Raw genomic sequence first — 26,913 nt, 5'->3', positions numbered from 1 at the left:
CGCGAGCAAGCTTCGCTCCTACAACAGCGCTTCGATAAATCCGACGGGAACCTGATCGGTCAGCCAGACCCCGTTCTCCGCCTGATAGAACTTGAAGCCTTGCGCCTGCATGTCCTGTGCGGCGATCTTGAGTATCAGCACCTTCCCGTAACGCTGCCCCACCGCTTCGGCGGTCGCCAGGTCCTGTGACAGGTGCACGTGATGGCGTGCGCCCGGGATCAGGCCTTTCTCGTTGATCGAGTCCATGAACCGCGTGGCGGTGCCGTGGTAAAGCACGGCCGGTGGCTGCTGTTCGGCCAGTTGCAGGTTCACGCTCTTGCTGGAGTGGCCTTGCACGGCGCGGATGCGCTGGCCGTCCTCGGACAGGGCGAAGCGTTTCTTGTCGTTGCTGGCGACCACCTCGGCGATCAATTCGGGCGTCAGCTGGCGTCCATCCCTGGCGGCACCCTCGATCAAGGCATCGACCCCGGCCCAGCCTTCGCTGTCCAGCTGCAGGCCAATCGCCTGCGGCTCATGGCGCAGCACGTAGCTGAGGAATTTGCTGACTTCTTCGGCGGCTTTCCTGCTCATATTCATCCTTGTGCATAAGTCATGTAGCCGCTGCCGCAGGCTGCGATCGGTTGCGAAGCGACCGCCAAGCCTGTCGATGCGATACGTCAGGTGTAACGCAGTGTCTGGGTTTATGGCTGCTGCGCAGCCAATCGCAGCCTGCGGCAGCGGCTACAGGTCAGCGGCGGTCGGCGACCACCCCGATCAGCACCAGCACCACCAGCAGCACCGGCGCCAGGCTGTAGTTGTTGAACTGGCTCAGGCCGCGGACGATCCATGGCGTGGCGTAGATCAGCGCCGCGCCGCTGCCGATCATGCACAGCAGCGCCATCATCGGTACGCGCAGGGCGCCGGCGAGACCGCCCAGGCGCGCTTCGACCCAGCCTTTGATATCGGCGCCGAACAGCACCAGCAGGCAGCCGACGAGGGCCAGGGAGATTTCTGAAAGGTTGCTGCGACTCCAGCGGGACACGGTGGCGAGCAGGTCGAGTATCAAATCCATGCGTTTTCCCTTAGGGCTGAAATCAGCTCAGAAATTTCTGCAGCAAGTCATTGAGGAAGAGTTGGCCGCGCGGGGTGGCCGCCAGGCGTGACGGTTCGACCTGCAACAGGCCGCTTTGTTCGGCTTCACGGCGACCTTCGGCGAGGCTTTCCAGGGATAGCCCGGTGCGCTCCGGATACAGCCGGGCCTCGACGCCTGCGGTCAGGCGCAGGGCGTTCATCAGGAACTCGAACAGCAGCTCTTCGTTGCTCAGGTCCTTTTCGCCGGCCTTGAAGTTTTTCGCCGGGTTGAGGTAGTCCTTGGGCAGTCGGGTCTTCCAGGTGCGCACGATGCGCCCGTCCGGATGGCTGAGCTTGCCGTGGGCGCCGGCGCCGATGCCGATGAAGTCGCCGAAGCTCCAGTAATTGAGGTTGTGCCGGGCCGCCCGGCCGGGCTGGGCATAGGCCGAGACTTCGTACTGGGCGTAGCCGTGCTCGGCCAGGAGCGCCTGGCCGGCTTCCTGGATGTCCCACAGGGTGTCGTCTTCCGGCAGCGTCGGCGGCTGGTTCCAGAACACCGTATTGGGTTCCAGGGTCAGCTGGTACCAGGACAGGTGGGTCGGCTTCATGGCGATGGCCTGGCGCAGGTCGCTCAGGGCGTCGTCCAGGGACTGATCCGGCAGGCCGTGCATCAGGTCCAGGTTGAAGTTGTCGAACCCGGCCTGGCACGCCATGCCGGCGGCGCGGACTGCTTCGTCGCCGTTGTGGATGCGGCCCAGGGCCTTGAGCTTGTCTTCCTGGAAGCTCTGGATGCCGATCGACAGGCGATTGATGCCCAGGGCGCGATAGGCGGTGAACTTCTCCTGCTCGAAGGTCCCGGGGTTGGCTTCCAGGGTGATCTCGATGTCGTGGGCGAACGGGATGCGTTGCTCCACGCCCTTGAGCAGTCGGCCCAGGGCCTGGGCGCTGAACAGGCTCGGCGTGCCGCCGCCGAAGAAGATCGAACTCAGCTCGCGGCCGTAGACGGCGGGCAGGTCCTGGTCGAGGTCGGCCAGCAGGGCGTCGACGTACTCTTCTTCCGGCAGCACCGGGCTGGCGGCGTGGGAGTTGAAGTCGCAGTAAGGGCATTTTCGTACACACCACGGGATGTGGATGTACAGCGCCAGGGGCGGCAGCTGGGGCAGGGCCGCCCGGGGCGTTTGCGCACCGCCGAGAATCAGCGGTTGCGCGGACGAATCTATGGTCATTGCAGGCTCAAGCGTTGCCGCAGAATGGCCATGGCGCGAGCGCGATGGCTGAGTTGGTTCTTTTGGATCGGGTCCAGTTCGGCGCTGGAGCAGTTGCGTTCCGGCACCCAGAACAGCGGGTCGTAGCCGAAACCGTGCTCACCGCTGGCGGCCGTGAGGATGCGCCCGTGCCACAGGCCTTCGCAGAGGATCGGTAGCGGATCCTCGGCATGCCGTACCAGCGCCAGCACGCAGACGAACTGCGCGCCGCGCTCGGCCTCGGGTACATCCTTCAGGGCGTCCAGCAGCTTGGCGTTGTTCGCTGCGTCGCCCTGGCCGTCGGCGTAACGCGCCGAGTAGATACCCGGCGCGCCGCCGAGGAAGTCCACCGCCAGGCCCGAATCGTCCGCCAGCGCCGGCAGGCCGGAAATGCGCGAAGCGTTGCGGGCCTTGAGGATGGCGTTCTCGACGAACGACAGGCCGGTCTCTTCCGGTTCGACGCTGCTGAACTCGCCGATCGAGCGCAGGTGCACCGAGTCGCCGAGCATGGCCTGGAGTTCCTTGAGTTTGCCGGCGTTATGGCTGGCCAGTACGAGTTGGGTAAAAGTCATCATTCGCCGGGGAAAAGCTCTTGGTTGAAATTGATGGTGTTGATCGCGTCACCGGTCTGCACCTTGATTTCGAAGGTGCGGGTTTCCTGCTGTTCCACAGGGTACTGGGCGATGTAGTAGATCGCGCCCTGTTCGGTGATTTGCTTGAATTTCAGCGGCACCGATTGGCTGGTCAGGTCCTTGACGGTCCCGGTGACCTGGGCGACCAGCGGTTTGCCGGCCTTGAGCACGGAAACGTTGATCACGCCCTGGTTCTTGCTGCGCACCAGCTCCGCGGCCTTGGCGATGTCCGGTTGCAGGAAGGTGGAGTTGAAGGTGTTGTAGTGCACTGTCACGTCACCGAACACTTCCTGGCGCTCGCCCTTGATGGGCTCCGCGGCCATCGCCGACGCGCTCAGGCACGCTGCCAATAGAAAAGTAACCAAGCGACCCATGATCGTTCTCCTTGCTTTGAATCTGGTTTATACCGCGATCTGGTGATCCTGCAGGCCGGGGCTGCTGACGCGGTAGATGCCGATCTCACCTAACAGATTAGGCCATAGCTTACTGGCCCACCCGTGGCGGTGCTGTTGATCCACCGCAAGGCGATCGATGACCTTGGCTTCACGTTCGCGGCAAAGCTCTTCGAAGTCCTCGAATGTGCAGAAGTGGATGTTCGGCGTGTTGTACCAGGTGTACGGCAGGAACTCCGAGACCGGCATCCGTCCCTTGCTGGCCAGGTACCAGCGGCAGCGCCAGTGGCCGAAGTTGGGGAAGGTGATGATGCACTGGCGGCCGACCCGCAGCATTTCGTCGAGGATCCGGTCCGGGTAGTGCACGGCCTGCAGGGCCTGGGTCATGACCACGATATCGAAGCTGTTGCTGGCGAAGTTGCCCAGGCCCTTGTCCAGGTCCTGTTCGATGACGTTGATGCCCTTGGCCACACACTCGGCGATGTTCTCCGGGTCGTTTTCCAGGCCGTAGCCGGTGACTTGCTTGTGATCGCGCAGCCAGCTCAGCAGTTCGCCATTGCCGCAACCGAGGTCGAGCACGCGGCTGCCGGCGGGGATCCATTCCTGGATGATTTCCAGATCCGCTCTCATGACGGGCTCCTCACAGGGTAATTCGGTTCATGTAGTTGCCGAACGCCTGCAGGTAACGCGGGATCGGGATCAGGAAGGCGTCGTGGCCCTGTGGGGCGTCGATTTCCAGGTAGCTGACGTCCTTGCGCGCGGCCATCAGGGCGTCCACCAGCTCCCGCGAGCGGGCCGGGGAGAAGCGCCAGTCGGTGGTGAAGGACATCAAGCAGAACTTGGCCTTGGCGCCTTCGAAGGTTCTCGCCAGGTTATCGTCGAAGTTCGCCGCCGGATCGAAGTAATCCAGTGCCTTGGTCATCAGCAGGTAGGTGTTGGCGTCGAACCGCCCGGAGAACTCCTCGCCCTGATAACGCAGGTAGCTTTCGACCTGGAACTCGACGCTGTGGAAGTCGTAGTTGAGCTTTTCGCTCTTCAGGCCACGGCCGAATTTCTCGCCCATGGAGTCGTCGGACAGGTAGGTGATGTGCCCGACCATCCGCGCCAGCATCAGCCCGCGCTTGGGGATCACGCCCTGTTCCTGGAACGAGCCGCCGTGGAATTCGGGGTCGGTGAGGATGGCCTGGCGCGCCACTTCGTTGAAGGCGATGTTCTGCGCCGACAGCTTGGGCGCCGAGGCGATGGCCAGGCAATGGCGCACCCGGTCCGGGTAGGTGATGGTCCACTGCAGGGCCTGCATGCCGCCCAGGCTGCCGCCGATCACGGCGGCCCACTGGTGGATGCCGATGCGGTCGGCCAGGCGCGCCTGGCTGTGCACCCAGTCTTCCACGGTCAGCACCGGGAAATCGGCGCCGAACGGCTTGCCGGTGTCCGGGTTGACGCTGCTCGGGCCGGTGGAGCCGTTGCAGCCGCCGAGGTTGTTCAGGCTGACGACGAAGAACTTGTTGGTGTCGATCGGCTTGCCCGGGCCGATGCAGCTGTCCCACCAACCCGGCTTGCGGTCGTCGGGGCTGTGGTAGCCGGCGGCGTGGTGATGGCCGGACAGGGCGTGGCAGATCAGCACGGCATTGCTCGCCGTGGCGTTCAGCTGGCCGTAGGTCTCGAAGATCAGATCATAGGCTGGCAGGGAGCGGCCGCAGGCCAGGGCCAGGGGCTCGCTGAAGTGCGCCACTTGCGGCGTCACCAGACCAACGGAATCGGCGGGAAAGGCAGTTGGCATCGACCCTGCTCTCGTTTAAATGAGGCGTAAGTCTAAAGACCGCTGCCCCCAGCGGCAAGCAAAGGCCGGGGCTGATTTCAGGCAGTTGAAGCGCAGTGAGGCAATCGCGGGCAAGCCTCGCTCCNAGGAGCGAGGCTTGCCCGCGATGAACGATGATGAAATCAGGCGGACGGACGCTGTAATTCCGGCAGATCCGGCAGCTTCTTCGGCGCGTTGATCCGCACCCGTTTCTGCCGGTTCAGCTCGCCGCTGATCAGGCTCACCTGGCTTTTGGACACGCCGAACGCCTTGGCCAGGAAGGCCATCAGGTGGGCGTTGGCCTTGCCCTCCACCGGCGGCGCGGTGAGGCGGATCTTCAGGCGCTCGCCATGCAGCCCGGCGAAGTCATCGCTACGGGCCGCAGGTTGCAGGTGACACTCCAGGATCAGGTCGTCGCCGTCCCAGCGAAAGTAGCTCATCACAGAGGCCGGGTCAGATCAGCAGGCGCAGGATTTCCGGCATCATGGTCATCGCTGCCAGGTTGTTGATCACCAGCATGTCGATCAGCTTGAGCACCATGAACGCCAGGATCGGCGAGATATCCAGGCCGCCCATGCTCGGCAGGATGCGGCGGAATGGCGCCAGGACCGGCTCGCAGATCTGGTTGACCAGCTCGGCGCCAGGGTTATGGCTGCCCGGGGCGACCCAGGAAAGGATCACGCTGATGATCAGGGCGAAGAAGAAAATCTTCATGAACAGCGCGGTCACGCCAATGATCGACCAGATCAGCAACTGCACCGGGTTGCCGGTGGTGCCGTAGGTCAGCAGCAGGGTCAGGGCCATCAGCAGCAGTTGCACGACGATCGCCAGGATCAGCGACGACATGTCCAGGCCGAACAGGCTCGGGATGACCCGGCGCATCGGCTTGAGCAGCGGCTGGGTGGCGCGCACGGCGAACTGGCACAGCGGGTTGTAGAAGTCGGCGCGTACCAGTTGCAGCACGAAGCGCAGCAGCACGATCAGCAGGTACAGGCTGCCCAGGGTTTGCAGCACGTACACCGCCGCAGTGTTCAATCCAATCATCATTGGCTCCTTATTGGCCCAGTTGTTCGGCCATCTCGGCCGAGCGGTGCGCTGCGGCACCCAATGCTTTTTCCACCAGGGCTTCGAAGCCGCTGGCCTGGAACGACTTGATCGCCGCCTCGGTGGTACCGGCCGGCGAGGTCACGCGGCGGCGCAGTTCGGCCGCGTCGACGTCGCTGGACACTGCCATGTGCGCCGCGCCCAGCGCGGTCTGCAGGGTCAGTTGGCGGGCGGTTTCCCGTGGCAGGCCGAGTTTCTCGCCGGCGGCGGTCATGGCTTCGATCAGCAGGAAGAAATACGCCGGGCCGCTGCCGGACACGGCGGTTACCGCGTCCAGTTGCTGCTCCTGTTCCAGCCACAGGACGATGCCCACGGCCGACAGCAGTTGTTCAGCCTGCTGGCGTTGCTCCGCGCTCACCGCGGCGGTGGCGTACAGGCCGCTGGCGCCCTGGCGCAGCAGGGCCGGGGTGTTGGGCATGCAGCGCACGATCGGCTGCTCGCCGAGCCATTTGTTGATGCTGGCGCAGGTGATGCCGGCGGCGATGGACACGATCAGCTGGTGCGGCTTCAGGCTGGGGCGCAGGGCTTCGCACACGGCCTTCATGGCCTGTGGCTTGACCGCCAGCACCACCACGTCGACGCCGGCGATGGCCTCGGCGTTGTCGGCGAACACTTCAATGCCGTGCTCGGCCTGGACCTTGGCGCGGGTTTCGGCGCCCGGGTCGCTGGCGCGGATCTGGCTGGCGTCCAGGCCCTTGGCGCGCAGGCCGCCGATCAGGCTGGCAGCCATGTTGCCGGCGCCGATAAAGGCGATACGAGTCTTGCTCATGACAGGTCCTTATTCAGAGGTGAGGCCGCCACGGTCATGGCTGGCCATAATCGCGGGCACCAAACAGGGCGGTACCGATACGTACCCAGGTGGCGCCTTGGGCGATGGCCGCTTCGAGGTCGTGGCTCATGCCCATGGAAAGTGTGTCGGTTGGCAGGTCCAGGCTTTCGTTCAGGCGGCGTACGGCCGCAAAGGCGGCGTCCTGGGCGGCGCGATCTTCGGTCGGCTCGGGAATCGCCATCAGCCCGCGCAGTTTCAAGCGCGGCAAGGCGCCGATGGCGCTGGCCAGGGCGGGCAGGTCGGCCGGTGCGCAGCCGGACTTGCTGGCCTCGCCACTGACATTGACCTGAATGCAGATGTTCAACGGCGGCAAGTCGGCCGGGCGTTGCTCGGACAGGCGTTGAGCGATTTTCAAGCGATCCACGGAATGCACCCAGGCGAAGTTCTCGGCGATAGCACGCGTCTTGTTCGACTGAATGGGGCCGATGAAGTGCCAACTCAAGGGCAGGTCGCCGAGTTCCGCCTGTTTGCCCAGGGCTTCCTGCAGGTAGTTCTCGCCGAAGTCGCGCAGCCCGGCAGCGTAGGCTTCGCGCAGCGCCGCGGCGGGCTTGGTCTTGCTCACGGCCAGCAGGCGGATGCTGCTTGCGTCACGTTGCGAGGCCTGCGCCGCGGCACGGATCCGTGCGCTAACCAGGGCGATGTTGTCTGCTATCGTGGACATTCGATGTACGCCAGCGGGTCTTGGGTTCGCGGCATTCTACTGGAATTGGGGAACGCTATGGATATCACTGAGTTGCTGGCCTTCAGCGTCAAACAGGGCGCTTCGGACCTGCACCTCTCGGCCGGTTTGCCGCCGATGATTCGCATCGACGGCGATATTCGCCGGATCAACCTGCCGGTGCTGGAGGCGCAACAGGTGCACGAGCTGATCCTGGCCAGCATGAGCGACCCACAGCGGGCCGAGTTCAAGGCCGCGCTGGAGATCGACTTTTCCTTCGCGGTGCCGGGCCTGGCGCGCTTCCGGGTCAATGCCTTCAACCATCAGCGCGGCGGCGGCGCGGTCTTTCGCAGCATTCCCGCCAAGGTGCCGGGCCTGGACGAGTTGGGCATGGGCGAGGTGTTTCGCCGCATCAGCGAAGTACCCCGCGGCCTGGTGCTGGTGACCGGGCCGACCGGTTCCGGCAAGTCGACCACCCTGGCGGCGATGATCGATCACCTGAACCAGAGCCGGCACCAGCACATCCTCACCATCGAGGATCCCATCGAGTTCATCCACGAATCGAAGAAGTGCCTGATCAACCAGCGCGAGGTGCATCGCGACACCCGCAGCTTCTCCACGGCCCTGCGTTCGGCCCTGCGCGAAGACCCGGATGTGATCCTGGTCGGCGAGATGCGCGACCTGGAAACCATCCGCCTGGCGCTGACCGCCGCGGAGACCGGGCATCTGGTGTTCGGCACCCTGCACACCACTTCGGCGGCGAAAACCGTGGATCGGGTGGTGGACGTGTTTCCGGCCGAGGAGAAGGCGATGGTCCGCTCCATGCTCTCGGAATCGCTGCAGGCGGTGATTTCTCAGACACTGGTGAAGCGTATCGGCGGCGGCCGGGTAGCGGCTCACGAGATCATGCTGGGGACTGCGGCGATCCGTAACCTGATCCGCGAGGACAAGGTGGCGCAGATGTACTCGGCGATCCAGACCGGCGGGGCGCTGGGGATGCAGACCCTGGACATGAGCCTGAAGGCGCTGGTGGATGCTGGGCTGGTCAGCCGGGAGCACGCCCGGGAGAAGGCGCGGGCGCCGGAGAGTATTTGAGGGGCGGCAAATGCAATCGCGANCTCGCGATCAGGGAAAGCGGATCAGCGCTGAACAATGCGCAGGGTGTTCTGCTCTTTGGGCAGGACCCGCTTGGCCACTACGTAGTTCTTGTCCCAGTAGGGCTTCTTCAGGGTGTCGATGGTCACCGATTTGCCGCGGCGCGGCGCGTGGATGAAACGATCGTTGCCCAGGTAGATGGCGACGTGGTTGACCCGGCGGCTCTTGAGGTTGAAGAACAGCAGGTCGCCAGGCTTGAGGTCCTTGCGCTCGACTTTCTGCCCGTGACCGTTGGCCATGGCATTGGAGGTGCGCGGCAGATCGACGGCGGCGACGTCGTTGAAGGCGTATTTCACCAGGCCGCTGCAGTCGAAGCCTTTGCTTGGGCTGCTGCCGCCCCAACGGTAAGGGGTACCCAGTACGTTGACGGCACGGCTGAGCACTGTGCTGCTCTGCTTGGCCGCCATCTGCGGCACCGGCTTGCTGCTGACGCTGCTCAGGTGAGTCGGGCGTTTGACCGACAGCTTGTTCTTGGAGCTGTTCTTGCTGACTTGGGTGACGTGGGCTTTTGGAGTGAAGCCGTTCACGTTAGGAAGACGTTGCTCACGGTTGGTGGCGTGGGCGGCCAGTGGCATCAATAGGCAAATGGTTAGCCATGTCTTGAAAAATGGACGCATTAGGCAAGGCTCATATGGGTTAGCGCGCAACTTTATAACAGCTTTTTTGTCACTTCTCAGGCCGTTGGTCGATTCAACCTGGAGGTCAAATTCGCTGAAGAGGCGGCAAATTGACGCAATTGTCCGACAGAAGTCAGGCAGTGCAAGGGTTTCACGGCAGAGACCTTAACATTCGCCACACGTCGGCCGCCTGTAAAAAAGTCACAAAGAATTAAAGAAAATTTATCTATTGCGTGGAACGAGGTACTCAATGAACACCTATCGCGCCGACGGCTCGACCCATGACACCCACAGCAAGGTGATCGGTTACCTGTTGTGGATTTTCGGTTTTACCGGCTCTCACCGCTTCTATTACGGCAAGCCGATTACCGGGACTATCTGGTTTTTCACCCTGGGCTTGCTGGGCATCGGCTGGCTGATCGACCTGTTCCTGATCCCGGCCATGGACCGCGAGGCCGACCTGCGTTTTACCCCGGGACCTATCGAATACAGCGTCGCCTGGATCCTGCTGACCTTTCTCGGGATCTTTGGCGTGCACCGCATGTATCAGGGCAAATGGATCAGCGGCCTGCTGTACCTGCTGACTGGCGGGGTGTTCTTTCTGGGGGTCTTGTATGACTTCTGGACGCTGAACGACCAGGTGTCGTTGCGTAACGCGCAGCGGCGTTGAATGCAGGAACGCCATCGCGAGCAAGCTCGCTCCTACAGAAGAAGTACGGCGCCAATGGGGTCTGCGCCGTACCTGTAGGAGCGAGCTTGCTCGCGATCATGGCCGTCAGCCCTTGTGGCTGATCCGCCCATCCACCAGGGTGTAGCGCACCACGCCCGGCAGGCTATGGCCGAGGAACGGGCAGTTCTCGCCTTTCGACAGCCAGTGTTCGCCGGCCACGGTGGAGGTGCTCGGGTCGAACAGCACCAGGTCCGCCGGAGCGCCCACCGCCAGCTTGCCGGCTGGCAGGCGCAGGGCATCGGCCGGGCCGCTGCTCAGGCGTGCCAGCAGGGTCGGCAGGTCGAGCAGGCCGTCTTCCACCAGGGTCATGGCCAGGGGCAGCAGCAACTCGACGCTGCTGATGCCCGGCTCGGTGGCACCGAAAGGCGCCAGCTTGGCGTCCCGTTCATGGGGCTGGTGATGGCTGGAAATGGCCTGGACCACCCCGGACTTCACCGCTTCACGCAGGCCTTCGCGGTCGGCGCGCGAGCGCAGCGGCGGCTGTACGTGATAGAGGCTGGAGAAGTCGATCAGCGCGTCGTCGGTGAGGATCAGCTGGTACAGCGCCACATCGGCGGTCACCGGCAGGCCGCGGGCCTGGGCCTGGGCGATCAGGGCCACGCCCCGGGCGCTGGTCAGCTGGCTGAAGTGGGCGCGCACGCCGCTTTGCTCCACCAGCAGCAGGTCGCGGGCCAGGGCCACGGTTTCCGCGGTTTCCGGAATGCCCGGCAGGCCGAGGAAGCTGGCGGTGGCGCCTTCGTGGGCCAGGCCGCCTTCGGCCAGGTCGCGGTCCTGGGAGTGGAAAATCACCGTCAGGTCGAAGGTCGCCGCGTATTCCAGCGCCCGGCACAGGGTGCGGGTGCTGCGGAAGCTCTCCAGGCCGTTGCCGAAGGCCACGCAACCGGCGTCGCGCAGGGCGATCAGCTCGGCCAGCTGTTCGCCGTCCAGGCCTTTGCTCAGGGCGCCGATCGGGAACACCTTGGTATTGCCGGCTTCGCGGGCGCGATCGAGGATCAGCTCGGCCACTGCCGAGGTGTCCAGCACCGGCTTGGTGCGCGGTGGGCAGCACAGGCTGGTGACGCCACCGGCGGCGGCGGCGCGGGTTTCGCTGGCGATGCTGCCTTTGCGGCTGTAGCCCGGCTCGCGCAGGGAGACGTTCAGGTCCACCAGCCCGGGCGCGGCCACCAGGCCCTTGGCGTCGAGGCTTTCGACTGCACTGAAACCGGCGGGCGCGGCGCCGATGGCGACGATCTTGCCGGCTTCCAGATGGATATCGCTGATTTGATCCAGGCCGCTGCTTGGATCGATGACACGGGCGCCGAGAATGCTGAGCTTCACTGGGCGTTCTCCTGCTCGAATTGTCGCTGGGCGGTCTGCCCGCTCATGGCCATGGACAGTACGGCCATGCGTACCGCGATGCCGTAGGTCACCTGGTTGAGGATCACCGAGTGCGGACCGTCGGCCACCGCCGACTCGATCTCCACGCCGCGGTTGATCGGCCCCGGGTGCATGACGATGGCGTCAGGCTTGGCGCCGGCCAGGCGCGCGGTGGTCAGGCCGAACAGGCGGTAGAACTCGCCCTCGCTCGGCAGCAGGCCGCCCTGCATGCGCTCGCGCTGCAGGCGCAGCATGATCACCACGTCGACGTCTTTCAGGCCTTCGGCCATGTCGGTGTAGACCTTCACCCCGTATTGCTCGATGCCGATCGGCAGCAGGGTCTTGGGCGCGATCACCCGGATGTCCGGGCAACCCAGGGTTTTCAGGGCCAGCATGTTCGAGCGCGCCACCCGCGAGTGCAGGATGTCGCCGACTATGGCCACCGAGAGGTTTTCGAAGCCGCCCTTGTGCCGACGAATGGTGAGCATGTCGAGCATGCCCTGGGTCGGGTGGGCGTGGCGGCCGTCGCCGCCGTTGATGATCGCCACCTGCGGGCACACATGTTCGGCGATGAAGTGCGCGGCGCCGGAGTCGCCGTGGCGCACGACGAACATGTCGGCGGCCATGGCTTCGAGGTTGCGCAGGGTATCGAGCAGGGTTTCACCCTTGCTGGCCGAGGAGGTGGACACGTTGAGCGTGATCACGTCCGCCGACAGGCGCTGGGCCGCCAGTTCGAAGGTGGTGCGGGTGCGGGTGGAGTTCTCGAAGAACACGTTGCACACGGTCTTGCCGCGCAGCAACGGGACTTTCTTCACCGCCCGGGCGCCGACTTCGAGGAAGGAGTCGGCGGTATCGAGGATTTCCGTCAGCAGCTCGCGACGCAGACCGTCGAGCGAGAGGAAGTGGCGCAGCTGGCCCTGATCGTTGAGCTGCAGCGGGCGCTTGGCGTCTAGAGGCGTCATCGCAATGGACTCTTTGGATGGGCAAATTAAAGGGCGAGGTCTTGAAGCTCGAGTTGAAGCGGCGCAGGACCGGACAATTTTACCCGCTCGTGGGCGGCCAGCGACAGGGTGGCGCCGACTACATTCGGGCGGATCGGCAGCTCGGCGGCGTCCAGGTCCAGCAGGCAGACCAGGGTCACGCTGGCCGGGCGGCCGTAGTCGAACAGCTCGTTGAGGGCAGCGCGGATGGTGCGGCCGCTCATCAGCACGTCGTCGATCAGGATCAGGTGCTGGCCTTCGATCTCGAATGGCAGCTCGGAAGGGCGCACCTGCGGGTGCAGGCCGTTCTGGCTGAAGTCGTCGCGGTAGAAGGACACATCCAGGGTGCCCAGCGGCGCGTCGCTGCCCAGTTCGGCGAGCAGGGCCTGGGCGACCCAGACGCCGCCGGTACGGATGCCGATATAGCGGGGCTCGCTGATGGCGCGTTGTTCCAGGTGGGCGGTGAGACGCACGGCCATCTGGCTGATCAGTTCGGCGGGATTGGGCAGGCTCATGATTGCTCCTTCGTGGGCCCGCGCCTGGTTGCGTGCAGCAAGGCGCAGGGTCTTACGGCTGGTGTTGTGGCCAGGAGGCGCGTGGCCGGGGGTTGACCACGCATCTTCAGGATTCGGCGTTTCAGTTGTTCAACAGCGCTGCGTTTTCGTCGAGCCAGCCTTGCAGCAGCAGGGCGGCGGCGATGGCGTCGACCGGGTTGTCGCGGTAACTGCCTTTCTGGCCGCCACGGGCCAGGCGTTCGCCCTTGGCCTCGAAGGTGGTCAGGCGTTCGTCATGGGTATAGAAGGGCAGGTTGTAGCGACCGTTGAGGCGTCGGGCGAACTTCTCGGCGCGCACGCACATCTCGCTCGGGGTGCCGTCCATGTTCAGCGGCAGGCCGACCACCACCGCATCCGGCTTCCATTCCTTGATCAGGGCTTCGACCTGATTCCAGTCCGGCACGCCGTTCTGCGCCTTCAGGGTGCACAGCTCGCGGGCCTGGCCGGTAATCGCCTGGCCGACCGCCACGCCGATCTGCTTGGTGCCGTAGTCGAACCCGAGGATCAGTCGCAGGGCCATCAGGCGTGGCCCGCCTGGCTGGTCAGCAGGGCGAGGTTGATGCCCAGGTGCTTGGCCGCCGCTTCCAGGCGCAGTTCGCTGCTGGTGTTGAACAGGATGTCGGCGTCGAACGGGCAGGTCAGCCAGGCGTTATTCGCCAGTTCGGCTTCCAGCTGCCCGGCTTCCCAGCCGGCGTAACCCAGGGCGATCAGGCTTTTCGCCGGGCCGACGCCGTCGGCGATGGCGAACAGCACATCCTGGGACGTCGACAGCGACAGACCGTCAAGCTCGACCGTGGCCTGGAAGGTCGGGCCGCTGGGGTGCAGGACAAAGCCGCGATCGGTCTGCACCGGGCCGCCGATGAAGATCGGCACATGCTGGCAGAGCGCAGGCGGGTCGATATTGGGGCGCAGTTGTTCGAGGATGTCGGCGAGGTTCAGGTCCTGCGGACGGTTGACCACCAACCCCATGGCGCCATTGGCATTGTGCTCGACGATGTAGGTCAAGGTGTGCGCAAAGTTCGGGTCGGCCATGTGCGGCATGGCGATCAGGAAGTGATGCTTGAGGTAGCTGGGGCTGACGTTCTTCATGAGCGCTAGTGTGGCGGTGGAGGGGCGAACTGACAAGCTGGGGATGCTCCCATTGCCCACGAACCCTGTAGCCGCTGCCGAGCCTGCGAGGCTGCGTACGACTGCGCAGCAGGCGCAAATCTGCCCGCACGTTTCGCCTGGCACACTGCATGGACATTTTTTGCGGCCGCTACGCGCCCGTACGCAGCCTCGCAGGCTCGGCAGCGGCTACAAGAGGTAGGGGGATCAGTTGCTGGACAGCCTGTCGCCGCGGGCGAACTTCCAGGTGCGGATGATCTCCAGCCGGTCGATATCCGACAGGTCGCCGGTAAAGGGTGCGAACGGCGCCGCCAGGCGCACGATGCGCTGGGCCGCCTGGTCCAGCAGCGGCTGGCCGGAGGACTCCAGTACCAGCACCTCGTACAGCGAGCCGTCGCGGTTGATCGACACCATCAGCCGCAGGTTGCCGTAGATCTGCTTGCGCCGGGCTTCTTCCGGGTAGTTGAGGTTGCCGATGCGCTCGACCTTCTTGCGCCATTCGTCCTTGTACCAGGCGCCCTTGTCGCGCATGGTCGAGGCCGCGCTCAGGCGGTGGATGCGCGGGCGCTTGGCGTACAGCTGCTGCTCCTGGGCCAGTTCGGCCTCCAGGCTGGCGATGTCGCTGGACAGCTGCTCGCTGTCGAACGTCGGTACGGGAACCTTGGGTTTGGCCTCGGTCTTGACCTCTTCACGCTTGGTGACGGTCTTTTTCGGCTTCGGCGCGGTGGTGGCGACCGCGGCCTTGGGCGCGGCTTCCTTGACCTCGGTCTTGGCCGGAGGCGGCGGGGTGACCTTGTTGACTTTGTTTTCCTGGAACGGCGCCACTTCGGTGGTCTTCGGGATCGCCTTCTTGTCCAGGGTGCCGCTGCCTTCCTGGTTTTCCTGGGCAAGGAAATCGGCCTTCTTCGGCTTGGTCTCGCTCTTGAAGGTGGCCAGGGTGATTTCCAGGGTCTTGCTGATCTGCTTGGGTTCGGCGAAGGAGAAACCCAGGCCGAGAATCAGCGCGATATGCAGCAGGGCGGCCAGGAACAGGGTAAATCCCAGGCGATCGACCGGGCGCACGCCGCTGTGGGCCAGCTCGGGGGGCAGATCGGAAGGGAGAGCCATCAGCGGTTCACAAAAGTCATCAGCGGTTCAACATCACAAAAAACTTCACAAGACCAACATTGCGGGTTTCACAGGCGGCGCATGATAACGCAATGTTGGTTTCAAGCCGTAAGCCTCAAGCTTCAAGCGACAAGCTGCATGTGATGCACGTCAAGCTTATGGCTTGCGGCTCGCCGCTTGCAGCTTCTTGTCGATGGCATCCATCAGCATTGCGCCGATATTGGTGCCGAAGGCGTTGTCGATCTCGCGGATGCAGGTCGGGCTGGTGACGTTGATTTCGGTCAGGTGCTCACCGATCACGTCGAGCCCCACGAACAGCAGGCCTTTCTCGCGCAGGGTCGGGCCGACCTGGGCGGCGATCCAGCGATCTTTCTCGGTCAGCGGTCGGGCTTCGCCACGGCCACCGGCGGCGAGGTTGCCACGGGTTTCACCCTGGGCGGGAATCCGCGCCAGGCAATAATCCACGGGTTCGCCGTCGATCATCAGGATGCGTTTGTCGCCATCGACGATGGCCGGCAGATACTCCTGGATCATGATCTGCTGCTTGCCATGCTGGGTCAGGGTTTCGAGGATCACCGAGAGGTTCGGGTGGCCGGCGGTGTGGCGGAAGATCGACGAGCCGCCCATGCCGTCCAGCGGCTTGAGGATCACGTCGCCGTGATGGTCGGCGAATTCGCGCAACACGTCCGGGCGACGGCTGACGATGGTCGGCGGCGTGCACTGCGGGAACAGGGTGGCGAACAGCTTTTCGTTGCAGTCGCGCAGGCTCTGCGGCTTGTTGACCACCAGCACGCCGTCGCGCTCGGCCTGCTCCAGCAGGTAGGTGGAGTAGACGAACTCCATATCGAACGGCGGGTCCTTGCGCATCAGGATCACGTCCAGTTCGCTCAGGGCGCTGTCGGTCTCGGCTTCCAGTTCGAACCACTTCTGCGGGTCGGCGAACACCTTCAGCGGACGCATCCGCGCCCGGGCCACGCCACCGGTCGCCTGGTACAGGTCCCGCTGTTCCATATAGAACAGGGTCCAGCCGCGCTCCTGGGCGGCCAGCAGCATGGCCAGCGAGCTGTCCTTCTTATAGGAGATGCTGGCGATAGGGTCCATGACAATCCCGACGCGAACGCTCATGGGCGGTTTCCTCGAAAATTAGTGGGCGCAATGGCTTGAAAAAGTGGCGTCAGAGTGGCGCTCAGGCGGTTCCCGGTCAAGGAAAAACCACCGCGCCGGTCGGCCGATAGATTGCATGGGGAGAGTATGCTAAAAAGGCTCGCATGCCGTGCTCAGGCCTTGAACATCAAGGGCTTGAGGCACTGGCCACCAGTACGGGCAGAAAATCGATTCGCTGTGGCGATGGTAGAGCAGATATGGAACAGCAATCCAGCGCCCTCAAGGTGATGGTGATCGATGATTCGAAGACGATTCGCCGCACGGCCGAAACGTTGCTGAAGAATGTGGGTTGTGAAGTCATTACCGCGATCGACGGTTTCGAGGCCCTGGCCAAGATCGCCGACCACCACCCGGACATTATCTTCGTCGACATCATGATGCCGCGGCTCGATGGCTATCAGACCTGTGCACTGATCAAGAACAACAGCGCGTTCAAGTCCACACCGGTGATTATGCTGTCCTCCAAGGACGGTCTGTTCGACAAGGCCAAGGGTCGCATCGTCGGCTCTGACCAGTTTTTGACCAAGCCTTTCAGCAAGGAAGAGCTGCTGAGCGCGATCAAGGCCCATGTGCCGGGGTTCGCCGCAGTAGAACAAGCACATTGAGGTCCGGCCAGCGGGCCGCACGCCTATTCGTATGGGGAAGACCATGGCTCGTATTCTGATCGTCGATGACTCGCCGACTGAAATGTACAAACTGACCGGCATGCTGGAAAAGCACGGTCATGAAGTCCTGAAGGCCGAAAACGGCGCCGACGGCGTGGCCCTGGCGCGCCAGGAAAAACCCGACGCGGTCCTGATGGACATCGTCATGCCCGGCCTCAACGGCTTCCAGGCCACCCGTCAGTTGACCAAGGACGCGGAAACCAGCCATATCCCGGTGATCATCATCACCACCAAGGATCAGGAAACCGACAAGGTCTGGGGGACTCGCCAGGGCGCCAAGGATTACCTGACCAAGCCGGTCGACGAAGACACCCTGATCAAGACCCTGAACAACGTCCTGGCCGGCTGACCGCCCGCGCCATGGCCGAGTCGCAAACCGCCTTCGAACTGCTGCTCGAAATCGACCAGCGTTGCCGCCTGCTGGCGGCCGACCTGCCCTCCCAGGAAACCCGCCAGCATGGCTGGAGCGGCATTGGCTTTCGCATCGGCGAGCATTGGTATGTGGCGCCGATGGGCGAAGTCAGCGAAGTCCTGCACGAGCCCCGTTACACCCTGCTGCCCGGGGTCAAGCCCTGGGTCAAGGGCGTGGCCAACCTGCGCGGGCGGCTGCTGCCGATCATGGACCTGTGCGGCTTCTTCGGCTATGAGCTGTCGGCGCTGCGCAAGCAGCGGCGGGTGCTGGTGGTCGAGCACAAAGAGGTGTTCGCCGGCTTGATGGTGGACGAGGTGGCCGGCATGCAGCATTTCGAGCAGAGCAGCCTGAAGACGGCTGCCAGCGGTAATGAACAGGGCGCCATCACGCCGTACCTGCGCGGGTATTTCCCCTGCGAGCAGGTCTGGTGGGTATTCAGTCCCTTCGCCCTGGCGCAGTCGCCGGGGTTTCTGGATGTAGCGCTGTAGGAGCAGGGGGCGCCTAGCCCTTGCCCGCGCAATGGATAACGCGGGCAACAGAACAACCGGAATTCAGGTGTGCAGATGCTAAAAGCCAACCCAGGCAAGCCAATGGAAGGATCGCGCAGCCGCTCGCAGATCATCGTGCTGTTCATCGCCCTGATCGTGTTCATCATGCTGCTGTTCGCCAACTTCGCTTACCTCAACACCCAGGCCAATTACGACAAGCAGTACATCGGCCACGCCGGCGAGCTGCGGGTGTTGTCCCAGCGCATCGCCAAGAACGCCACGGAAGCCGCGGCGGGCAAGGCCGCGGCCTTCAAGCTGCTGGGCGATGCGCGCAACGATTTCGCCCAGCGCTGGGGCTACCTGAAAAAAGGCGACCCGGCCACCGGGCTGCCCGCCGCGCCGGTGGCGGTGCGCCAGGAAATGCACGCGGTCCAGCAGGACTGGGACAAGCTGCTGCACAACGCCGACGCGATCCTGGCCAGCGAACAGACTGTGCTGTCCCTGCATCAGGTGGCCGCGACCCTGGCGGAAACCGTGCCGCAGTTGCAGGTCGAGTATGAAAAGGTCGTGGAGATCCTCCTGCAGCGCGGTGCTCCGGCCTCCCAGGTGGCCATGGCGCAACGCCAGTCGCTGCTCGCCGAGCGGATTCTCGGCGCGGTGAATACCGTGCTGGCCGGCGACGAGAACGCGGTGCAGGCCGCCGACGCCTTTGGCCGTGACGCGGCGCGTTTCGGCCAGGTGCTGAGCGGTATGCTCCAGGGCAACCCGACCCTGAAGATCAGCCAGGTCGAGGACCGCGATGCGCGGGCGCGACTGACCGAAATCAGCGAGCTGTTCCAGTTCGTTTCCGGCTCGGTGGACGAAATCCTTGAAACCTCTCCCGAGCTGTTCCAGGTCCGCGAATCGGCGAGCAATATCTTCAGCCTGTCGCAGACCCTGCTGGATGAAGCCTCGCACCTGGCCATCGGCTTCGAGAACCTGGCCGGCGGCCGTTCGCTGGACACCATCGGCGGTTATGTCCTGGGCCTGGCGGCGCTGGCCTCGATCATCCTGATCGGCCTGGTGATGGTGCGTGAAACCAATCGCCAGCTGCATGAGACCGCGGAGAAGAACGAGCGCAACCAGAACGCGATCATGCGTCTGCTGGACGAGATCGAGGACCTGGCCGACGGCGACCTCACGGTGACCGCCTCGGTGACCGAGGATTTCACCGGCACCATCGCCGACTCGATCAACTATTCCGTGGACCAGTTGCGCGACTTGGTGGCGACCATCAACCTCACCGCCGGCCAGGTCGCCGGCGCGGTGCAGGAAACCCAGGCCACCGCCATGCAACTGGCCGAAGCCTCGGAGCATCAGGCCCAGCAGATTTCCGAAGCCTCCACCGCGATCAACGAAATGGCCCAGTCCATCGACCAGGTGTCGGCCAACGCCGCCGAGTCCTCGGCAGTGGCCGAGCGTTCGGTGGAGATCGCCAACAAGGGCAACGAGGTGGTGCACAACACCATCCATGGCATGGACAACATTCGCGAGCAGATCCAGGACACTGCCAAGCGGATCAAGCGCCTGGGCGAGTCTTCCCAGGAAATTGGCGATATTGTCAGCCTGATCGATGACATTGCCGACCAGACCAATATCCTGGCGCTCAACGCGGCGATCCAGGCTTCCATGGCCGGGGATGCCGGGCGCGGCTTCGCGGTGGTGGCCGATGAGGTGCAGCGCCTGGCGGAGCGTTCTTCGGCTGCGACCCGGCAGATCGAGACCCTGGTGCGGGCGATCCAGACCGACACCAACGAGGCGGTGATCTCCATGGAGCAGACCACCTCGGAAGTGGTGCGCGGCGCCCGGCTGGCGCAGGATGCCGGGGTGGCCCTGGAAGAAATCGAAGGCGTCTCCAAGACCCTGGCGGCGCTGATCCAGAGCATCTCCAACGCCGCCCAGCAGCAGACTTCGTCGGCCGGACAGATATCCTTGACCATGAACGTGATCCAGCAGATTACTTCACAGACTTCGTCCGGCTCGACCGCGACGGCCGAAAGCATCGGCAACCTGGCGAAAATGGCCAGCCAGCTGCGGCGCTCGGTGTCCGGTTTCACCTTGCCGGCCAGTCGCGAGCAGACGCCGCGGGAAAGCCGCTGAGGCCGGAGCACGACTTTGATGGGAATGGTAATGGGTGATCGGCACGACTATGTGGCCCTGGAATGGGTCAAGGGCGAAATTGCCGAAACGCTGAAGCAGGCCCACCAGGCGCTCGATCATCTGGTCGACGAGCCGCAGGCGGTGGAGGCCCTCGACCAGTGCCTGGACTGCATCCACCAGGTCCACGGCAGCCTGCAGATGGTCGAGTTCTATGGCGCGGCGCTGCTCGCCGAAGAAATGGAAGCCCTGACCCTGGCCCTGCGCGAGTACCGCGTGGCCCAGCGCGACGAGGCGATCTACCTGCTGCGCCAAGCCATCAGCCAGTTGCCGCAGTACCTCGACCGGGTGCAAAGCGCGCGTCGCGACTTGCCGCTGGTGGTCTTGCCGCTGCTCAACGACCTGCGCAGCGCCCGGGGCGAGGGCCTGCTGAGCGAAACCAGCCTGTTCAGCCCGCAGCTGCCGGACCTGCCGGCGCTGGACGAGGCGACGCTGAACCGCCTGGCGCCCCCCGACCTGACCATCCTGCTGCGCAAGTTGCGGCACATGCTGCAAACCGCGCTGGTCGACCTGCTGCGCGAACAGGATGTGAAAAACAGCCTGGGCTACATGGCCAAGGTCTTCGAGCGCCTCCAGGTGTTGTGCCAGAACGCTCCGCTGGGGCCCTTGTGGCAGATCGCCCTGGCCCTGGTGGAAGGCATGGGCAGCGGGGCGATCGCCAACAGCCCGGCGGTGCGCAGCCTGCTCAAGGATGCCGACCGGGAGCTCAAGCGCCTCTATGAACAAGGCATCGCCGGGATCAACCAGCCGGCCCCCGACGAACTGCTGAAAAGCCTGCTGTTTTACATCGCCAAGGCCCGCTATCCCACCGCGCAGATGCAGACCATGAAAGACGCTTACGGACTCGATGACGCTTTGCCCGACACTGCGTTGGTGGACCAGGAGCGGGCCCGCATGGCCGGCCCGGACCGCGACGCCATGCGCTCGGTGCTGTCGGCCCTGTGCGAGGAACTGGTGCGGGTCAAGGAACGCCTGGACCTGTTCGTGCGCAGCGACCGCCAGCATGCGTCGGACCTGGACAGCCTGCTGGCGCCCCTGCGGCAGATCGCCGACACCCTGGCAGTGCTGGGTTTCGGCCAGCCGCGCAAGGTCATCATCGACCAGCTGGCGGTGGTGCTGAGCCTGGCCCAGGGCCAGCGCGAACCGAATGACGCGGTGCTGATGGATGTGGCCGGGGCCCTGCTGTATGTCGAGGCGACACTGGCCGGCATGATCGGCCCGGCCGAGCCCGAGAGCCGCGAAGAAAGCCGCCTGCCGACCACCGACCTGACCCAGATCCACCAACTGGTGATCAAGGAGGCGCGGATCTGCCTGCAGCAGGCCAAGGACCTGATCGTCGACTACATCGACGCCGGCTGGGACCGCGAGCACTTGCAGGCGCTGCCGGAGCTGCTGACCCAGGTGCGTGGCGCCCTGGCGATGATTCCCCTGAGCCGGGCGGCGGGCCTGCTGGAAGCCTGCATCGGCTTTGTGCGCGAACACCTGTTGCTGGACCCGCGCCAGCCCGGCTGGCAGCAACTGGACAATCTGGCCGACGTGATCACCAGCATCGAGTACTACCTGGAGCGCCTGAGCGACGATCACCAGGCGCCGGGGGAAAAGATTCTCGACGTGGCCGAGCAGGGCCTGGCCGCGCTGGGCTATGAGCCACAAAAACAGGCACCGGACGAGTGGGTAGCGAGCGAGCAGGTGCCGCTGCTCAGCGATGTGCTCAGCCCCAACGAAGCCTTGGTGATGCAGGACCTGCAGGAGCTGGACAGCCCGGAAGTGGCGCAGTCCCTGGCCGAGGTGCTGGCCAGCCCGGTCTCGGCGCTCAACCCGCCGGCGCTGGACACCCCGGGCAGCCTGTTGCCGCCGCCGGGCGATGAAGCGCCGGTGGACGACGAGCTGCGCGAAGTCTTCCTCGAAGAGACCGACGAAGTGCTCGACGTGCTGCGCGAGTACCTGCCGCGCTGGGCCGCCGACCCTCACGGCAAGGCGGCGCTGGGCGAAATCCGCCGGGCCTTCCACACCCTCAAGGGCAGCGGGCGGATGGTGCGCGCGCTGGTATTGGGCGAGCTGGCCTGGGCCGTGGAAAACCTGCTCAATCGCGTGCTGGAGCACAGCGTGGAGCCGGGGGCCGAGGTGCGGCAATTGCTCGACGAGGTGTTGCAACTGCTGCCGGAGCTGGTCGCCGAGTTCGCCGCCCAGGCCCAGCGCCAGCGCGACGATGTCGACCGCCTGGCTGCCCGGGCGCACGCCCTGGCCAAGGGCGACACGGCGTCGGTAGACGAGCTGGAAGACGGGCTCGATCCGCAGTTGCTGGAGATCTTCCGCAACGAGGCCGAAACCCATCTGGAGAGCATCAAGCGCTTTCTCGAGCAGGCTGCCGAGCACCTGCCCTTGCAGGCCAGCGATGAATTGCAGCGTGCCCTGCACACCCTCAAGGGCAGCGCCCATATGGCCGGCGTGCTGCCGATCGCCGAGCTGGCGGCGCCGCTGGACCTGCTGGCCCGGGAGTACCGCGCGCACCTGATGGCCCTGGACCTGGACGAAGTCGAGCTGCTGCTGGAAGCCGAGGGCCTGTTTCGCCATGGCCTGCAACAGCTGGGCAGCGATCCGCTGGTGCCCATCGAAGGCGCCGCCGACCTGATCGAACGGGTCAAGGTGCTGACCGCCGAGCGCCTGGAAAGCCTGCTCAGCGCGCCCAATACCGGGCTGCGGGTCAAGCGCGATGCGCAATTGATCAGCAGCTTCCTGGCCCAGGGCATGGACATCCTGCTGGATGCCGAAAACCTGCTGCGCCGCTGGCAGCAGCACCCCGGCGAGCGCCAGGAGCTCAGTGCGCTGCTGGACGAACTGACCACCCTCGGCGAAGGCGCGCACCTGGCGGACCTGCAGCCGATGGACGAGCTGTGCGAAGCGCTGCTGGACCTGTACGGCGCCGTGGAAGAAAGCAGCCTGGCGGTGGGCGAGCGGTTTTTCCATGAGGCGGAAAACGCCCACGAAGCCCTGATCAACATGCTCGACGAACTGGCCGCCGGCCAGGAAGTCAGCCCGCAGCCGGCCCTGATCCGCGCATTGCGCAAGTTGCTCGAAGAAGGCCTCGACCCCTCGGCCATGGGCCTGATCCGCAGCGACGGCAGCCGTACCCTGAGCATCACCGACCTGGCTAGCGCCACCGCCAAGATGGAGCAGCAGGCGCCGATCGAGGTGGAGGGCCCGGACGATGAAATCGTGGCGATCTTCCTCGAAGAGGCGGTGGATATTCTTGAAAGCGCTGGCCAGGCCTTGCAGCGCTGGCTGGCCGACCCGGACAACACAGCGCCGCTGTCTTCCCTGCAGCGCGACCTGCACACCCTCAAGGGCGGCGCGCGCATGGCCGAAGTCGGGCCGGTGGGCGACCTGGCCCAGGAACTGGAAAACCTCTACGAAGGCCTGGTGGATCGCCGTTACCAGCATGGCGAGGCCCTGGCCGAGCTGCTGCGACGCAGCCATGAGCAACTGGCGCTGCTGTTGCAGCAATTGCAGGCGCAGCAAGCGCTGAGCGATCCCAAGGCGTTGATCGAAGCGATTCGCAGCTTTCGCCAGCGCAGCGGGATCACCAGCGAGGTGCCCGAGGCCGCGGTGGCTGACGATTCGGCCGCCCAGGATCCGGAGCTGCTGGAGATCTTCCTCGAAGAAGGCTTCGACATCCTCGACAGTTCGGGGGCGGCGCTGACGCGCTGGCAGGCCGAGCCGGCGAACCGCCAGGAAGTGGAAACCCTGCTGCGCGACTTGCACACCCTCAAGGGGGGCGCGCGCATGGTGGAGATCGCGCCGATCGGCGACCTGGCCCATGAGCTGGAATTTCTCTACGAAGGCCTGTCCGCGGGCCTGCTGCAACCGACCCCGGCGTTGTTCGGCCTGTTGCAGAAAAGTCACGACCGCCTGGCGCAGATGCTCGACGCCGCCCGTGCCGAACAACCGATCAAGCCGGCCGACAGCCTGATCGAGGCGATTCGCGGCTTCACCCATCCGGCCCAGGCCGAAGCGCCGCCTCTGCTGCTGCCCGACCTTGGCCCGCCGAGCAAGCCCGAGCCGCCAGCGGTGCCGGCGGAAGCCGCGGTGGCCGGGGATATGGTCAAGGTCTCGGCCGAGCTGCTGGACGACCTGGTCAACCTGGCCGGGGAAACCTCGATCTTCCGTGGGCGCATCGAGCAGCAGGTCAACGATGCACGGGTGGCCCTGAGCGAAATGGAAACCACCATCGAGCGTATCCGCGACCAGTTGCGTCGCCTGGACACCGAAACCCAGGGTCGGATTCTCAGCCGCCAGCAGGTCGAGGCCGAGCGCCTGGGGTACGAGGAATTCGACCCGCTGGAGATGGACCGCCATTCGCAGTTGCAGCAGCTGTCGCGGGCCTTGTTCGAGTCGGCGTCCGACCTGCTCGACCTCAAGGAAACCCTGGACCGGCGCAACCAGGACGCGGAAAACCTGTTGCAGCAGCAGGGCCGGGTCAATACCGAGCTGCAGGAAGGCCTGATGCGCACGCGCATGGTGCCCTTCGAGCGCTTGGTGCCGCGCCTCAAGCGCATCGTCCGCCAGGTGGCCGAGGAGCTGGGCAAGGACGTGGCGTTCAGCGTCGGCAACGCCGAGGGCGAGATGGACCGTAATGTGCTGGAACGCATGGTCGCGCCCCTGGAGCACATGCTGCGCAACGCCGTCGACCATGGCCTGGAATCCGCCGAGGTGCGCCGCGCCGCGGGCAAGCCGGAGCAGGGGCGGATCACCCTGGACCTGTCCCACGAAGGCGGCGATATCGTCTTCGACATGCGCGACGACGGCGCCGGGGTGCCGCTGGAGGCGGTGCGGCGCAAGGCGATCAAGCGTGGCCTGCTCGCCCCCAATGTCGAGATCAGCGACCGCGACGTGCTGCAGTTCATCATGCAGCCCGGGTTTTCCACGGCGGAGAAAATCACCCAGATTTCCGGACGCGGTGTGGGCATGGACGTGGTCCATGAAGAGGTGCGCCAGCTCGGCGGCTCGATGACCATCGACTCGATCCCGGGGCAGGGCGTGCATTTCCGCATTCGCCTGCCGTTCACTCTGTCGGTCAACCGGGCGTTGATGGTGCAGTGCCTGGAGGAGCAGTACGCGATCCCGCTGAACACCATCGAGGGCATCGTCCGGGTACTGCCCCACGAACTGGAAAGCTACTACCAGCTCGACTCGCCCCATTACCAATACGCCGGCCAGCGCTATGAGCTGTGTTACCTCGGCGAGCTGCTGCACACCGTGGCCCGTCCGAAACTGCTGGGGCAGAGCCTGCCGCTGCCGGTGCTGCTGGTGCATTACAACGAACACCGGATCGCCGTGCAGGTGGACGCCATGGCCGGTACCCGGGAAATCGTGGTCAAGAGCCTGGGTCCGCAGTTCGCGGCGGTGCAGGGCCTGTCCGGCGCAACCATCCTCGGCGATGGCCGGGTGGTGCTGATTCTCGATCTGTTGGCGCATATCCGCGCCTTGCAAACGCGTTTGCCGGTGCCGCGCATGGCGGCCGGCGATGAAGTGATTGCCGAGGTCGAGCCGCTGCGGCCGAGGCTGGTGCTGGTGGTCGACGACTCGGTGACGGTGCGCAAGGTCACCAGCCGCCTGCTGGAACGCCACGGCATGAACGTGCTGACCGCCAAGGATGGGGTCGACGCCATGGCGCTGCTGCAGGAACACACCCCGGACCTGATGCTGCTGGACATCGAGATGCCGCGCATGGACGGCTTCGAGGTGGCGATGCAGGTGCGCGCCGACCCGCGCCTGCAACAGCTGCCGATCATCATGATCACCTCGCGCACCGGCCAGAAACACCGCGACCGGGCCATGGCCATCGGCGTCAACGACTACCTCGGCAAGCCTTATCAGGAGTCGGTGCTGCTGGAAAGCATCGCCCAGTGGAGCAGACCCCATGCATGACTACCGCGCCAGCTTCCTTACCGGACTGCTGCTGCCCCTGGCCGACCGTACCCTGATCCTGCCCAACGTCGCGGTGGCCGAACTGATCGACTACCAGCGCGGCGAACCCGCCAGCGACGCACCGCCCTGGTACCTGCGCGCTGTCGCCTGGCGCGACCGCCAGCTGCCGCTGATCAGCTTCGAAGCCGCCTGCGGCCAGCCCCTGGCCATCGGCGAGCGCGCCCGCATCGTCGTACTCAACACCCTGGGCGGCCGCGAGCGCCTGAAGTTCATCGCCCTGGTGATCCAGGGCATCCCGCGCTCCTGCCGGCTCGACAGCCAGCTGAGTTATGTCGACGTGCCGCTGTGCCGGCTGGAAAAGGCCGCGGTGCAGGTGGGGGAACAGGTGGCGAAGATCCCGGATCTGCTGGGGTTGGAGGAGATGCTGGTGAAGGCGGGGTTGTCCTAGGTCCTGTCGAACGGCTTGATCGTTCCCAGAAAGGGACCTATCGTTCCCTTTTTGGGACTGATGGGATCAATCATGTCGGCACTCTCGTTCGATGACGCAGCGACTGTTTTTGGTGCGCCACGGATCTGTAGGAGCGAGGCTTGCCCGCGATGGCGTCTGTTCTGGCGCTGCATTTTTTGGATGGTGTACATATCCATTCCTGCGGTAACGGCCACTTAGGGTTCCGCCCTTACGGCGGGTCACTTTTTTTCAAACGCCAAAAAAAGTAACCAAAAAACGCTTGCCCCTGCGTACGGCCT

General features: G+C 64.7%; 27 protein-coding genes. 8 read left to right on the top strand and 19 right to left on the bottom strand.

Annotated elements, in window-relative coordinates; genetic code table 11:
• Positions 1-18: 18 nt before the first annotated feature.
• From ACTJKT_RS15135 to ACTJKT_RS15085, 11 genes are all read right to left on the bottom strand, one after another.
• Positions 19-570, bottom strand: coding sequence for an RNA 2'-phosphotransferase (locus ACTJKT_RS15135; RefSeq protein ID WP_440787651.1), 552 nt, complete (start codon positions 568-570; stop codon positions 19-21).
• A 157-nt stretch (positions 571-727) separates the two neighbouring features.
• Positions 728-1,051, bottom strand: coding sequence for a DUF3392 domain-containing protein (locus tag ACTJKT_RS15130; RefSeq protein ID WP_007921199.1), 324 nt, complete (start codon positions 1,049-1,051; stop codon positions 728-730).
• 22 nt (positions 1,052-1,073) lie between these two features.
• Complete coding sequence (gene hemW, locus ACTJKT_RS15125) at positions 1,074-2,276, bottom strand: radical SAM family heme chaperone HemW (protein ID WP_440787650.1); 1,203 nt, start codon at positions 2,274-2,276, stop codon at positions 1,074-1,076.
• The gene (rdgB, locus tag ACTJKT_RS15120) at positions 2,273-2,869 is read right to left on the bottom strand and encodes an RdgB/HAM1 family non-canonical purine NTP pyrophosphatase (RefSeq protein ID WP_009046030.1); all 597 of its coding nucleotides are present in this window, start codon (positions 2,867-2,869) and stop codon (positions 2,273-2,275) included. Before rdgB ends, hemW begins: the two co-directional genes overlap by 4 nt.
• On the bottom strand, positions 2,866-3,300 hold the full coding sequence (locus tag ACTJKT_RS15115; protein WP_053281278.1) for a DUF4426 domain-containing protein: 435 nt from the start codon (positions 3,298-3,300) through the stop codon (positions 2,866-2,868). The genes rdgB and ACTJKT_RS15115 overlap by 4 nt, the downstream gene beginning before the upstream one ends.
• 27 nt (positions 3,301-3,327) lie before the next feature.
• A complete protein-coding gene (metW, locus tag ACTJKT_RS15110; RefSeq protein ID WP_025807181.1) occupies positions 3,328-3,948 on the bottom strand; it encodes a methionine biosynthesis protein MetW in 621 nt (206 codons plus the stop codon).
• Positions 3,949-3,958: 10 nt separating this feature from the next.
• On the bottom strand, positions 3,959-5,098 hold the full coding sequence (gene metX / locus ACTJKT_RS15105) for a homoserine O-succinyltransferase MetX (RefSeq protein ID WP_440787649.1): 1,140 nt from the start codon (positions 5,096-5,098) through the stop codon (positions 3,959-3,961).
• Positions 5,099-5,259: 161 nt separating this feature from the next.
• Positions 5,260-5,556, bottom strand: a complete 297-nt coding sequence (locus ACTJKT_RS15100; protein WP_097306613.1) for a DUF167 domain-containing protein — start codon at positions 5,554-5,556, stop codon at positions 5,260-5,262.
• Between the two features lie 13 nt (positions 5,557-5,569).
• Positions 5,570-6,160 (bottom strand): YggT family protein, encoded by a 591-nt coding sequence (locus ACTJKT_RS15095; RefSeq protein WP_124352966.1) that lies wholly within the window; start codon positions 6,158-6,160, stop codon positions 5,570-5,572.
• A gap of 10 nt (positions 6,161-6,170) precedes the next feature.
• The gene (gene proC, locus ACTJKT_RS15090; RefSeq protein WP_440787648.1) at positions 6,171-6,989 is read right to left on the bottom strand and encodes a pyrroline-5-carboxylate reductase; all 819 of its coding nucleotides are present in this window, start codon (positions 6,987-6,989) and stop codon (positions 6,171-6,173) included.
• A 34-nt stretch (positions 6,990-7,023) separates the two neighbouring features.
• Positions 7,024-7,710: a YggS family pyridoxal phosphate-dependent enzyme gene (locus tag ACTJKT_RS15085; protein ID WP_440787647.1), complete on the bottom strand. Its 687-nt coding sequence runs from the start codon at positions 7,708-7,710 to the stop codon at positions 7,024-7,026.
• Between the two features lie 57 nt (positions 7,711-7,767).
• Here ACTJKT_RS15085 and ACTJKT_RS15080 point away from each other — a divergent pair, with 57 nt between their 5' ends.
• Complete coding sequence (locus tag ACTJKT_RS15080) at positions 7,768-8,802, top strand: type IV pilus twitching motility protein PilT (protein WP_440787646.1); 1,035 nt, start codon at positions 7,768-7,770, stop codon at positions 8,800-8,802.
• Between the two features lie 44 nt (positions 8,803-8,846).
• Here the strand turns inward: ACTJKT_RS15080 and ACTJKT_RS15075 are convergent, their stop codons facing one another.
• On the bottom strand, positions 8,847-9,479 hold the full coding sequence (locus tag ACTJKT_RS15075) for a C40 family peptidase (RefSeq protein WP_440787645.1): 633 nt from the start codon (positions 9,477-9,479) through the stop codon (positions 8,847-8,849).
• A gap of 250 nt (positions 9,480-9,729) precedes the next feature.
• Here ACTJKT_RS15075 and ACTJKT_RS15070 point away from each other — a divergent pair, with 250 nt between their 5' ends.
• The gene (locus ACTJKT_RS15070) at positions 9,730-10,149 is read left to right on the top strand and encodes an NINE protein (RefSeq protein WP_053281272.1); all 420 of its coding nucleotides are present in this window, start codon (positions 9,730-9,732) and stop codon (positions 10,147-10,149) included.
• A gap of 105 nt (positions 10,150-10,254) precedes the next feature.
• Here the strand turns inward: ACTJKT_RS15070 and ACTJKT_RS15065 are convergent, their stop codons facing one another.
• From ACTJKT_RS15065 to gshB, 7 genes are all read right to left on the bottom strand, one after another.
• Entirely contained in the window at positions 10,255-11,526 is a 1,272-nt protein-coding gene (locus ACTJKT_RS15065) for a dihydroorotase (protein ID WP_440787644.1), read from the bottom strand.
• Positions 11,523-12,527 (bottom strand): aspartate carbamoyltransferase catalytic subunit, encoded by a 1,005-nt coding sequence (locus tag ACTJKT_RS15060; protein ID WP_007929978.1) that lies wholly within the window; start codon positions 12,525-12,527, stop codon positions 11,523-11,525. The genes ACTJKT_RS15065 and ACTJKT_RS15060 overlap by 4 nt, the downstream gene beginning before the upstream one ends.
• Before the next feature lie 26 nt (positions 12,528-12,553).
• Positions 12,554-13,060 (bottom strand): bifunctional pyr operon transcriptional regulator/uracil phosphoribosyltransferase PyrR, encoded by a 507-nt coding sequence (gene pyrR / locus ACTJKT_RS15055; protein WP_007929976.1) that lies wholly within the window; start codon positions 13,058-13,060, stop codon positions 12,554-12,556.
• Positions 13,061-13,181: 121 nt separating this feature from the next.
• Positions 13,182-13,619: a Holliday junction resolvase RuvX gene (ruvX, locus tag ACTJKT_RS15050; protein WP_009046019.1), complete on the bottom strand. Its 438-nt coding sequence runs from the start codon at positions 13,617-13,619 to the stop codon at positions 13,182-13,184.
• Positions 13,619-14,188, bottom strand: coding sequence for a YqgE/AlgH family protein (locus tag ACTJKT_RS15045; protein WP_440787643.1), 570 nt, complete (start codon positions 14,186-14,188; stop codon positions 13,619-13,621). The genes ruvX and ACTJKT_RS15045 overlap by 1 nt, the downstream gene beginning before the upstream one ends.
• Before the next feature lie 225 nt (positions 14,189-14,413).
• Positions 14,414-15,313, bottom strand: coding sequence for an energy transducer TonB (locus ACTJKT_RS15040; protein ID WP_097306617.1), 900 nt, complete (start codon positions 15,311-15,313; stop codon positions 14,414-14,416).
• Between the two features lie 156 nt (positions 15,314-15,469).
• Complete coding sequence (gene gshB / locus ACTJKT_RS15035) at positions 15,470-16,438, bottom strand: glutathione synthase (RefSeq protein WP_440787642.1); 969 nt, start codon at positions 16,436-16,438, stop codon at positions 15,470-15,472.
• Positions 16,439-16,674: 236 nt separating this feature from the next.
• On the opposite strand from gshB, the gene pilG reads away from it, so the two are divergent.
• The 6 genes from pilG to ACTJKT_RS15005 all read left to right on the top strand — a co-directional run bounded on the left by pilG (position 16,675) and on the right by ACTJKT_RS15005 (position 26,614).
• Positions 16,675-17,082 carry a twitching motility response regulator PilG gene (pilG, locus tag ACTJKT_RS15030; protein ID WP_440787641.1) on the top strand — a complete coding sequence of 136 codons (408 nt, stop codon included), beginning with the start codon at positions 16,675-16,677 and terminating at the stop codon, positions 17,080-17,082.
• A 43-nt stretch (positions 17,083-17,125) separates the two neighbouring features.
• Positions 17,126-17,491 carry a twitching motility response regulator PilH gene (pilH, locus tag ACTJKT_RS15025; RefSeq protein ID WP_007953328.1) on the top strand — a complete coding sequence of 122 codons (366 nt, stop codon included), beginning with the start codon at positions 17,126-17,128 and terminating at the stop codon, positions 17,489-17,491.
• 11 nt (positions 17,492-17,502) lie between these two features.
• Positions 17,503-18,042 (top strand): chemotaxis protein CheW, encoded by a 540-nt coding sequence (locus tag ACTJKT_RS15020; protein ID WP_440787640.1) that lies wholly within the window; start codon positions 17,503-17,505, stop codon positions 18,040-18,042.
• Between the two features lie 75 nt (positions 18,043-18,117).
• Positions 18,118-20,181 carry a methyl-accepting chemotaxis protein gene (locus tag ACTJKT_RS15015; protein WP_440787639.1) on the top strand — a complete coding sequence of 688 codons (2,064 nt, stop codon included), beginning with the start codon at positions 18,118-18,120 and terminating at the stop codon, positions 20,179-20,181.
• Positions 20,182-20,211: 30 nt separating this feature from the next.
• Entirely contained in the window at positions 20,212-26,166 is a 5,955-nt protein-coding gene (locus ACTJKT_RS15010; protein ID WP_440787638.1) for an Hpt domain-containing protein, read from the top strand.
• Positions 26,159-26,614 carry a chemotaxis protein CheW gene (locus ACTJKT_RS15005; protein WP_063433298.1) on the top strand — a complete coding sequence of 152 codons (456 nt, stop codon included), beginning with the start codon at positions 26,159-26,161 and terminating at the stop codon, positions 26,612-26,614. Before ACTJKT_RS15010 ends, ACTJKT_RS15005 begins: the two co-directional genes overlap by 8 nt.
• Positions 26,615-26,913: the final 299 nt, after the last annotated feature.

This window comes from Pseudomonas sp. 22526 (assembly GCF_052044735.1).
Classification (GTDB): domain Bacteria; phylum Pseudomonadota; class Gammaproteobacteria; order Pseudomonadales; family Pseudomonadaceae; genus Aquipseudomonas; species Aquipseudomonas piscium.
The sequence above is the reverse complement of the archived record's forward strand: the minus strand, read 5'-3'. Positions and strand labels throughout refer to the sequence as shown.

Excerpts from the sequence above, each read along its gene's own strand:
- ACTJKT_RS15135 (WP_440787651.1), bottom strand. The coding sequence starts at position 570 with ATGAGCAGGAAAGCCGCCGAAGAAGTCAGCAAATTCCTCAGCTACGTG.
- ACTJKT_RS15130 (WP_007921199.1), bottom strand. The coding sequence starts at position 1,051 with ATGGATTTGATACTCGACCTGCTCGCCACCGTGTCCCGCTGGAGTCGC.
- hemW (WP_440787650.1), bottom strand. The coding sequence starts at position 2,276 with ATGACCATAGATTCGTCCGCGCAACCGCTGATTCTCGGCGGTGCGCAA.
- rdgB (WP_009046030.1), bottom strand. The coding sequence starts at position 2,869 with ATGATGACTTTTACCCAACTCGTACTGGCCAGCCATAACGCCGGCAAA.
- ACTJKT_RS15115 (WP_053281278.1), bottom strand. The coding sequence starts at position 3,300 with ATGGGTCGCTTGGTTACTTTTCTATTGGCAGCGTGCCTGAGCGCGTCG.
- metW (WP_025807181.1), bottom strand. The coding sequence starts at position 3,948 with ATGAGAGCGGATCTGGAAATCATCCAGGAATGGATCCCCGCCGGCAGC.
- metX (WP_440787649.1), bottom strand. The coding sequence starts at position 5,098 with ATGCCAACTGCCTTTCCCGCCGATTCCGTTGGTCTGGTGACGCCGCAA.
- ACTJKT_RS15100 (WP_097306613.1), bottom strand. The coding sequence starts at position 5,556 with ATGAGCTACTTTCGCTGGGACGGCGACGACCTGATCCTGGAGTGTCAC.
- ACTJKT_RS15095 (WP_124352966.1), bottom strand. The coding sequence starts at position 6,160 with ATGATTGGATTGAACACTGCGGCGGTGTACGTGCTGCAAACCCTGGGC.
- proC (WP_440787648.1), bottom strand. The coding sequence starts at position 6,989 with ATGAGCAAGACTCGTATCGCCTTTATCGGCGCCGGCAACATGGCTGCC.
- ACTJKT_RS15085 (WP_440787647.1), bottom strand. The coding sequence starts at position 7,710 with ATGTCCACGATAGCAGACAACATCGCCCTGGTTAGCGCACGGATCCGT.
- ACTJKT_RS15080 (WP_440787646.1), top strand. The coding sequence starts at position 7,768 with ATGGATATCACTGAGTTGCTGGCCTTCAGCGTCAAACAGGGCGCTTCG.
- ACTJKT_RS15075 (WP_440787645.1), bottom strand. The coding sequence starts at position 9,479 with ATGCGTCCATTTTTCAAGACATGGCTAACCATTTGCCTATTGATGCCA.
- ACTJKT_RS15070 (WP_053281272.1), top strand. The coding sequence starts at position 9,730 with ATGAACACCTATCGCGCCGACGGCTCGACCCATGACACCCACAGCAAG.
- ACTJKT_RS15060 (WP_007929978.1), bottom strand. The coding sequence starts at position 12,527 with ATGACGCCTCTAGACGCCAAGCGCCCGCTGCAGCTCAACGATCAGGGC.
- pyrR (WP_007929976.1), bottom strand. The coding sequence starts at position 13,060 with ATGAGCCTGCCCAATCCCGCCGAACTGATCAGCCAGATGGCCGTGCGT.
- ruvX (WP_009046019.1), bottom strand. The coding sequence starts at position 13,619 with ATGGCCCTGCGACTGATCCTCGGGTTCGACTACGGCACCAAGCAGATC.
- ACTJKT_RS15045 (WP_440787643.1), bottom strand. The coding sequence starts at position 14,188 with ATGAAGAACGTCAGCCCCAGCTACCTCAAGCATCACTTCCTGATCGCC.
- ACTJKT_RS15040 (WP_097306617.1), bottom strand. The coding sequence starts at position 15,313 with ATGGCTCTCCCTTCCGATCTGCCCCCCGAGCTGGCCCACAGCGGCGTG.
- gshB (WP_440787642.1), bottom strand. The coding sequence starts at position 16,438 with ATGAGCGTTCGCGTCGGGATTGTCATGGACCCTATCGCCAGCATCTCC.
- pilG (WP_440787641.1), top strand. The coding sequence starts at position 16,675 with ATGGAACAGCAATCCAGCGCCCTCAAGGTGATGGTGATCGATGATTCG.
- pilH (WP_007953328.1), top strand. The coding sequence starts at position 17,126 with ATGGCTCGTATTCTGATCGTCGATGACTCGCCGACTGAAATGTACAAA.
- ACTJKT_RS15020 (WP_440787640.1), top strand. The coding sequence starts at position 17,503 with ATGGCCGAGTCGCAAACCGCCTTCGAACTGCTGCTCGAAATCGACCAG.
- ACTJKT_RS15015 (WP_440787639.1), top strand. The coding sequence starts at position 18,118 with ATGCTAAAAGCCAACCCAGGCAAGCCAATGGAAGGATCGCGCAGCCGC.
- ACTJKT_RS15010 (WP_440787638.1), top strand. The coding sequence starts at position 20,212 with ATGGGTGATCGGCACGACTATGTGGCCCTGGAATGGGTCAAGGGCGAA.
- ACTJKT_RS15005 (WP_063433298.1), top strand. The coding sequence starts at position 26,159 with ATGCATGACTACCGCGCCAGCTTCCTTACCGGACTGCTGCTGCCCCTG.